Source organism: Candidatus Magnetobacterium casense, assembly GCF_019173545.1.
Taxonomy (GTDB): Bacteria; Nitrospirota; Thermodesulfovibrionia; order Thermodesulfovibrionales; family Magnetobacteriaceae; genus Magnetobacterium; species Magnetobacterium cryptolimnobacter.
Map to the genome: position 1 here is coordinate 1 of NZ_JABXWD010000225.1, position 5811 is coordinate 5811.

At 48.1% G+C, this 5811-nt stretch carries 5 protein-coding genes; 4 read left to right on the forward strand and 1 reads right to left on the reverse strand.

Annotated elements, in window-relative coordinates; genetic code table 11:
• Positions 1-360: 360 nt before the first annotated feature.
• Positions 361-564 carry a hypothetical protein gene (locus HWQ67_RS11805; RefSeq protein ID WP_218252893.1) on the reverse strand — a complete coding sequence of 68 codons (204 nt, stop codon included), beginning with the start codon at positions 562-564 and terminating at the stop codon, positions 361-363.
• Between the two features lie 15 nt (positions 565-579).
• Between HWQ67_RS11805 and HWQ67_RS11810 the strand changes: the two genes are divergently transcribed.
• The 4 genes from HWQ67_RS11810 (at position 580) to HWQ67_RS11825 (ending at position 3673) form a co-directional block, all read left to right on the forward strand.
• Positions 580-1215, forward strand: a complete 636-nt coding sequence (locus HWQ67_RS11810) for a hypothetical protein (protein WP_218252894.1) — start codon at positions 580-582, stop codon at positions 1213-1215.
• Between the two features lie 615 nt (positions 1216-1830).
• A complete protein-coding gene (locus HWQ67_RS11815; protein WP_218252895.1) occupies positions 1831-2019 on the forward strand; it encodes a hypothetical protein in 189 nt (62 codons plus the stop codon).
• A 6-nt stretch (positions 2020-2025) separates the two neighbouring features.
• Positions 2026-2937, forward strand: coding sequence for a replication initiation factor domain-containing protein (locus HWQ67_RS11820; RefSeq protein ID WP_218252896.1), 912 nt, complete (start codon positions 2026-2028; stop codon positions 2935-2937).
• 472 nt (positions 2938-3409) lie between these two features.
• Complete coding sequence (locus HWQ67_RS11825; protein ID WP_218252897.1) at positions 3410-3673, forward strand: hypothetical protein; 264 nt, start codon at positions 3410-3412, stop codon at positions 3671-3673.
• Positions 3674-5811 lie beyond the last annotated feature (2138 nt).

Genomic DNA, 5811 nt, shown 5'->3' on the forward strand with positions numbered 1-5811 from the left:
CTGTAACCGACCCTATTTGTAGCACTATGCCAACCCCTGCCCCTGATACAAGTATCGGTCTGCCTGTCATCCGGTGGGGGCCTGTTGCGGATTGTTTCGGATGGGAGGAAATTACAATAGATTTATCTGCCGTTTTTGAGGGTCTCCCTAATGATGGCATTGTAGGTATTCCACAGGTGCAAATCTGTTTCCGGCCCATGGTGATCGGGGCTCTCTCTCTCTTTGGTGTTGACATTGATCTAGACGTGTTATTGGCGCTGATTGTTGCGTCTTGGTGTTTGCGGACATTCTGGCGCACGTAATAGCACGTATAAACTTGCGACCCTTGCGGCCTGACGTGAGGAAAGGGCGCAAGGGTCGCTATCTTACACGGAGGATATCTATGTATCTTGAAATCCCAATAAATATGGCGGTTGCTAATGCGCTGGCGCTGTTCTTTATTTTCTTCAGCGTTAAGACGTTGGTTGAAAGTTTCCTATAATGCCCCTTCTGTCGTCTGACGTCATCACGGAATATATCAATATGTATCGGGTCGCTTGGATTGGCGGGCGTGTTGGCGGTCATAAAACAAGCGTTAGTTTGAAAATAGCAGAGGATTACTTAAAGAAGGGGTATCGTCTCGTTTGTAATTTTCGCTGTGCTTGGGCTGATGATCTTGAAACGGTTCATTTGAATAAAGATGGGCATTTAAAAGCGGTTGTCATTCTGGATGAGGGCGGGCGGTATGTCAAAACGTCTGCGTTTCTGGATGCCGTTGTATCTTACCCTGGTAAGATGGATTTAGTCTTGTTGATTACGTCTGTTCTTCCCCCTGCGCCAATGGCTCGCAGGTTGTCTATTAAATATGCGTGGTCTATGTTCGGGTTTGGCGTTCCTTGCGTGGTCTATCGTTGGGCTTTGGAGGGTGAGCATGAAAAGGGTCATTTCGCTTGGTTGTTTCCGTCTGAAATCTACGGTGTTTACTCTCGTAATGACCCTGGGGCGGGGGCTCAAGAGATTACTGAGTACCTTATCCAGCGCGAAAAGGACTTCGAGAAGTTCCACGGGCGCGACACGTTCTCACAGCGACAAAGTATTAACAGCATATCAGCGGTGGATTTTGGCGGGGGGTCGTCGCTTTCCGGCATTGGTGATTCATTTAGCGACAGTGTTTCGGATTTATCCGCCGTTGTTGCTGACATGGCGGCCTTATCTCGCAGAAAAAACCGTAGGTAATAGGGCGACCCTTACAAGCCTTTCTATTGCTGGCTTTCTTGTTTATCTAATTTATTTGGCTATTCGGGGCTTGTTGCCTATTGCGGGTATTCTGCCACGAGCGCAAGTACCAACCCCTACCCCTAGAATAAATATCGGTTTACAAAGTCGGCCTATAGGTTCATTCGGCTCACTTATGATTATTGATGCAACCCCTACCCCTGAAAATGCAATAATACCTGAATTTTCGGTCCTGCAGCTTACTAGTATTATTGCAAATACTTCTACCCCTTACCCTACTTATACCCCTGTTCGTGGATCTCCAACCCCTACCAGGGCAATAAAATACACTGCAACCCCTTTCCCTTCCCCTACTCGTACCCCTGCCCCTTCTTCAACGTCTCGGCCTGTTGGTCCTGGCTCTGGCGGGGGTGTTTGGGTCATCACTGCAACCCCTTACCCTACTGCAACCCCTTACCCTACTTATACCCCTTATCCAACCCCTACCCCTGAGCGGTTTTTGTATTTTCCCCCTGTGCGGTCTGCGTGGGTCGTCTATCTCCCTGGGGTTCTTCGTGGTCTTGATGTTGATCGTCAATCTGTACCCTATCCAGCACCATAAAACGGAGGTTTAACATGGATGAGCAAACAGCAAGGCAGTATATAGCTGAAATATGTGAGTGGCTAAAATCTGACGATTTGAAAGTATTAGAGGGGGTTATATTTCCTGAATTGAAATCGGTCAATATTGCCAGGGAATTATGTAATGATCTTTTGTTGGCGTCTGGGGCTAGTTCTTCCGGTTGCTTACTCTGCGATATGTGAGGGAATATGAATATTCGTCTAGATTACTTCAAGTTTACGGTTTTCGATCTCCCATCTCATGAGGGGCTTGCATTTTACCGCTACCTGTTCTCTGAGCACTTAGGCGAATTAACCCCATCCGGCCATGGTTCAGCGGGCTACCGTGAAATGTACTATTCGGCGTCTGGCGCTACGGTCTCCATCCGGCCGACTGTGGATAGCAAGGAATACGGGCGTAATTATTTCACAATTGAGCTAAAAGGCACTGCATGCAAGTGCTTAACCCCTGATGTCTTCCGGTCTGTTGCGGAGTTGCAAGCTGGCGGCGTGAAAATCCGTTGCAATAGGGTAGATTGGGCTTTTGATGATGTTCCTTTTACCGTCTCCGATGTCTGGGGGCGTTTGATGTTGGGTGACGTTAAAACCTGGGCTAAAAAATCGTCATTCCGTATGATCTCAGCACCACATGAAATTAATGAGATGGGTCAAGAGGGCACGCAAACAGTATATATTGGCTCACTAAAAAAACGAGATAGGATTGTTCGTGTTTATGATCTCCATGGGTTTACACGTCTCGAGCTCGAGATGAGGGCTGAATGGGCTAATAATACTGTCTGGGACATTATTATTAAGCCGTTCTCTGAATGGGGGCGTGGTGCTTGTTCTGTACTGCTGGATTATTTGACTTTCCCTGATTGGCGGCCATGGGAGGTTTGGCTCACTGACGTTGTTCCTGCCGGCATTAAAATATATTCGGCTCGTCGGGTCTCGCTTGATCGTATTCAGTCATGGATTAAGCGGCAAGTCGCCCCTGCAATTATTGCCATGTGCGAAGCGGAAGGGGTAGACTTTGATCTAAAATTCTGGCTTTCGTCATGTGTTACCCCTGAGCGTCTAAAAAAGTATACCGCTATGATGGCTCTGGGCAAGCTGGGCTAATTACACGATATTGGATTTAATCTCAGGCATAGGGGGCAAGGGTCAAGGGTGACTACACGTCAAACCCTGCCGATTAGTCTTGTCTGTTGCTAGTTCCTTTGTATTCTTCCTGGCCTGACTGTCACCCTTGACGCTTGCAATACTAAGCGCAAACAGCCAGGATTGTACCCCCTTCCGAAAAAACATTGTTTTTTCGGAAGGACAAAAAAAACCTATTTCTTACGCCTGTTCTTTCTTCTATATAATAGTGTCTTTTGGTCTTTCTTTTGGTGGTTTGCCTGCTGGCAAGCTGCTCGATTGGGAAGATGCCCCGTGAGTAATACGGGGCTAACTTTTCTCCTTTATGATACTTTCCCCCTTGACAGTTCCTTGGACTTTGCATTAAAATTTGGTAGTTCTGGGGTGTTCCTGGGATATCAGTTTCCTGGCTCATAGGTTCTGATTACTATAAATAATGAGCGACGGAGGATTTATGCAAGTTCACATCAAGGCTGTTTATGGTGGGGTTGATCTCATTCAACCCAAGGCGGGCAAGGATTTTGCCGCTTTCGAGGTTATGAAGTTGTACGATCTCGAAAAGGGCGAAGCGGTACGCCTGCCGCTCGTTTCCGATCTCCATTCTGAGCTCGTTCCCGGCGTCAATTATGAATTGGTGCTTGATGTCAAAGCGGCAATGAAGGGGTATAACCTGGATTTGCGGGTGGTTGACATCAAGGGTAAGAAGTTGGGCGGCTAATATGTTGCCTTGGGAATTGGTCTGGTATAACCTTTCTCAGTTCCTGGGCTCGTATGGCGTCATTGCCTTGATTGGCGTCTTTTCGTTTGTGGTATCGCTGGCAGGTATAACCTGGCGGCGTTTTCGATCTTAAGGGAAAGGAGGATAAAAAAGCATGACTCTCGACATGGTTGGCATTTTGTCTGTGATTGATGATCTCGGCCTGACCGCTGGTATCATCCTGGGCGCTGTGTTGTTCTTCGCACCCCTGCTGTGGAAGCGTATCCGCCGCTAATCCTGATCTCGGCGGTTTAACCCTACCATGAGGGCTATAGGTGCGGCGGGCACGTGGTCAATACCCGCCGGACTGTTGCGAGGCTCTATGTTTGACTTTGTTCTGGGTGGGGGCCCACCTATACCGCCGGGGCCTACTCTCGACATGGCGGGCATTTTGAATGTGTTAATGAACCTTTACGGGCCCATCGGTATTGCTACGATGGTTACATTTTTAATCTTCATGGTGTGGGCTGTTCCTGTTCTCTGGCGGCGAATTCGGCGGTAGCATGGAACAGGGCATAGTAGATTTCTTCGTGAGTTCTGGCCTAATGCCGTGGGTGCGTGTTGCGGTGGCTGTTGGTGTGGCTTTTTGGGTCTGGGATAGGCTATTCAGGCAGGAGTAAACTCCGTGGATGATCTTACTTTTATACTCTTTTTGGTCTTTGTGGTCTTGGCGGCTGTGGGGCGCTCTCGTTGGGGGCGTCTTTTTGCGTGGTTGCGGTCTAAGTTCGGCAAGGGTGCGGTGTAATGCAAGCGCAAGGCGTTGGCGTCTTGGTCTTTTATGTGGCTCTGTTCTTTGTTCTGGGCTATGAATTGGGGCGGTTTCTCGCAGGTCTAAAATCAAGGAAAGGCGGTTGATATGTGGTCTGACGTCATAGACTTTATGAATAATTTCGGCCTGTATGATGGTATTCGCTTGGTCGTTGTGGGTGCTGTGGCTCTGTGGTTCTATAACCATTTCTTTAACAAGAGTTGATCTCATGCCTGACTTAACCTTGGTGGGTGCGTTTGCGGGTTTGATGTTGGGTGCGGCTCTAAATAGTCGGGCTCTGGGTGCGTCAATTGTCGGGGCTCTGGCTCTAACTCAGGTTTCAAGTTCTGATGAGATATGGTTAGTTGTTGGCCTGTACTTGGTCTCTCAGGTTCTCTCACAGTTTAGGAGCTGAAATTGTGCAAAATTATAAGAGATATACTCGTTTTATCCTTGTATTTGTTCTTACCCTGTGGGCTTGTGGTGTGGTTGTTCTGCCTGCTATGGCGCAAGAGTCAACCCCAACCCCAACCTGGGAACCTTTGATAGTTACCAGTACACCTATCCCAACCTATAGCGGGGTTTGTCCTGCTGTACCCCCTGCTGGATATTTGACGGTTACCCCTGGCATGGGTTGGTGGATGCGTTGTAGTGATTGCCTTGCAACCTGGGAACCTTCCCCAACCTTCGACTGGGGGTCTACTTCTACCCCTGTTCCATCTGTAACCCCTTCCCCTTCTGTTACCCCAACCCCTAACGGGGCGGGCTATATTCTGGCCTGTTCAGATACAAACACAGATGCTGATTGTCTGGGTACGACTGGCACGGATATTACACTAACGGGCTCTAATGAGCAATCTACCGCTTATATAAAATTTGATGCTCAATGCGTCTCCGGCAATTGTGATATACAACCCCAAACAATTTATTATGAATTCAATTGCACTCATACTGGTGTGCGTGAAAATGCTACAGATTGGGATGCTTTTACAATTCTTGATCTTTCAGGGATTGGTCAAGATACTGACATCTGGCGGGCTTGTGATGATACCAATAGTTGTGAAACGGGCACAAGTGTAGTTGGTCAATCGTTGTATTATCCTAATCCTAGTGGCAATTATCAGGATATTGGTTTTCAAGGTGGGCTTGGTATCCAGTCTTATACTTCTTGGACTTCTGATTGTGTCTTTCACGTTTCGGTTAATCCTATACAGGGGCCTACGGCAACCCCTGCCCCTACCCCTGTAACCGACCCTATTTGTAGCACTATGCCAACCCCTGCCCCTGATACAAGTATCGGTCTGCCTGTCATCCGGTGGGGGCCTGTTGCGGATTGTTTCGGATGGGAGGA

Bases quoted from the DNA above. Each gene is read 5' to 3' on its own strand.
- HWQ67_RS11820 (WP_218252896.1), top strand. From the start codon at position 2,026: ATGAATATTCGTCTAGATTACTTCAAGTTTACGGTTTTCGATCTCCCA.
- HWQ67_RS11815 (WP_218252895.1), top strand. From the start codon at position 1,831: ATGGATGAGCAAACAGCAAGGCAGTATATAGCTGAAATATGTGAGTGG.
- HWQ67_RS11825 (WP_218252897.1), top strand. From the start codon at position 3,410: ATGCAAGTTCACATCAAGGCTGTTTATGGTGGGGTTGATCTCATTCAA.
- HWQ67_RS11805 (WP_218252893.1), bottom strand. From the start codon at position 564: ATGACCGCCAACACGCCCGCCAATCCAAGCGACCCGATACATATTGAT.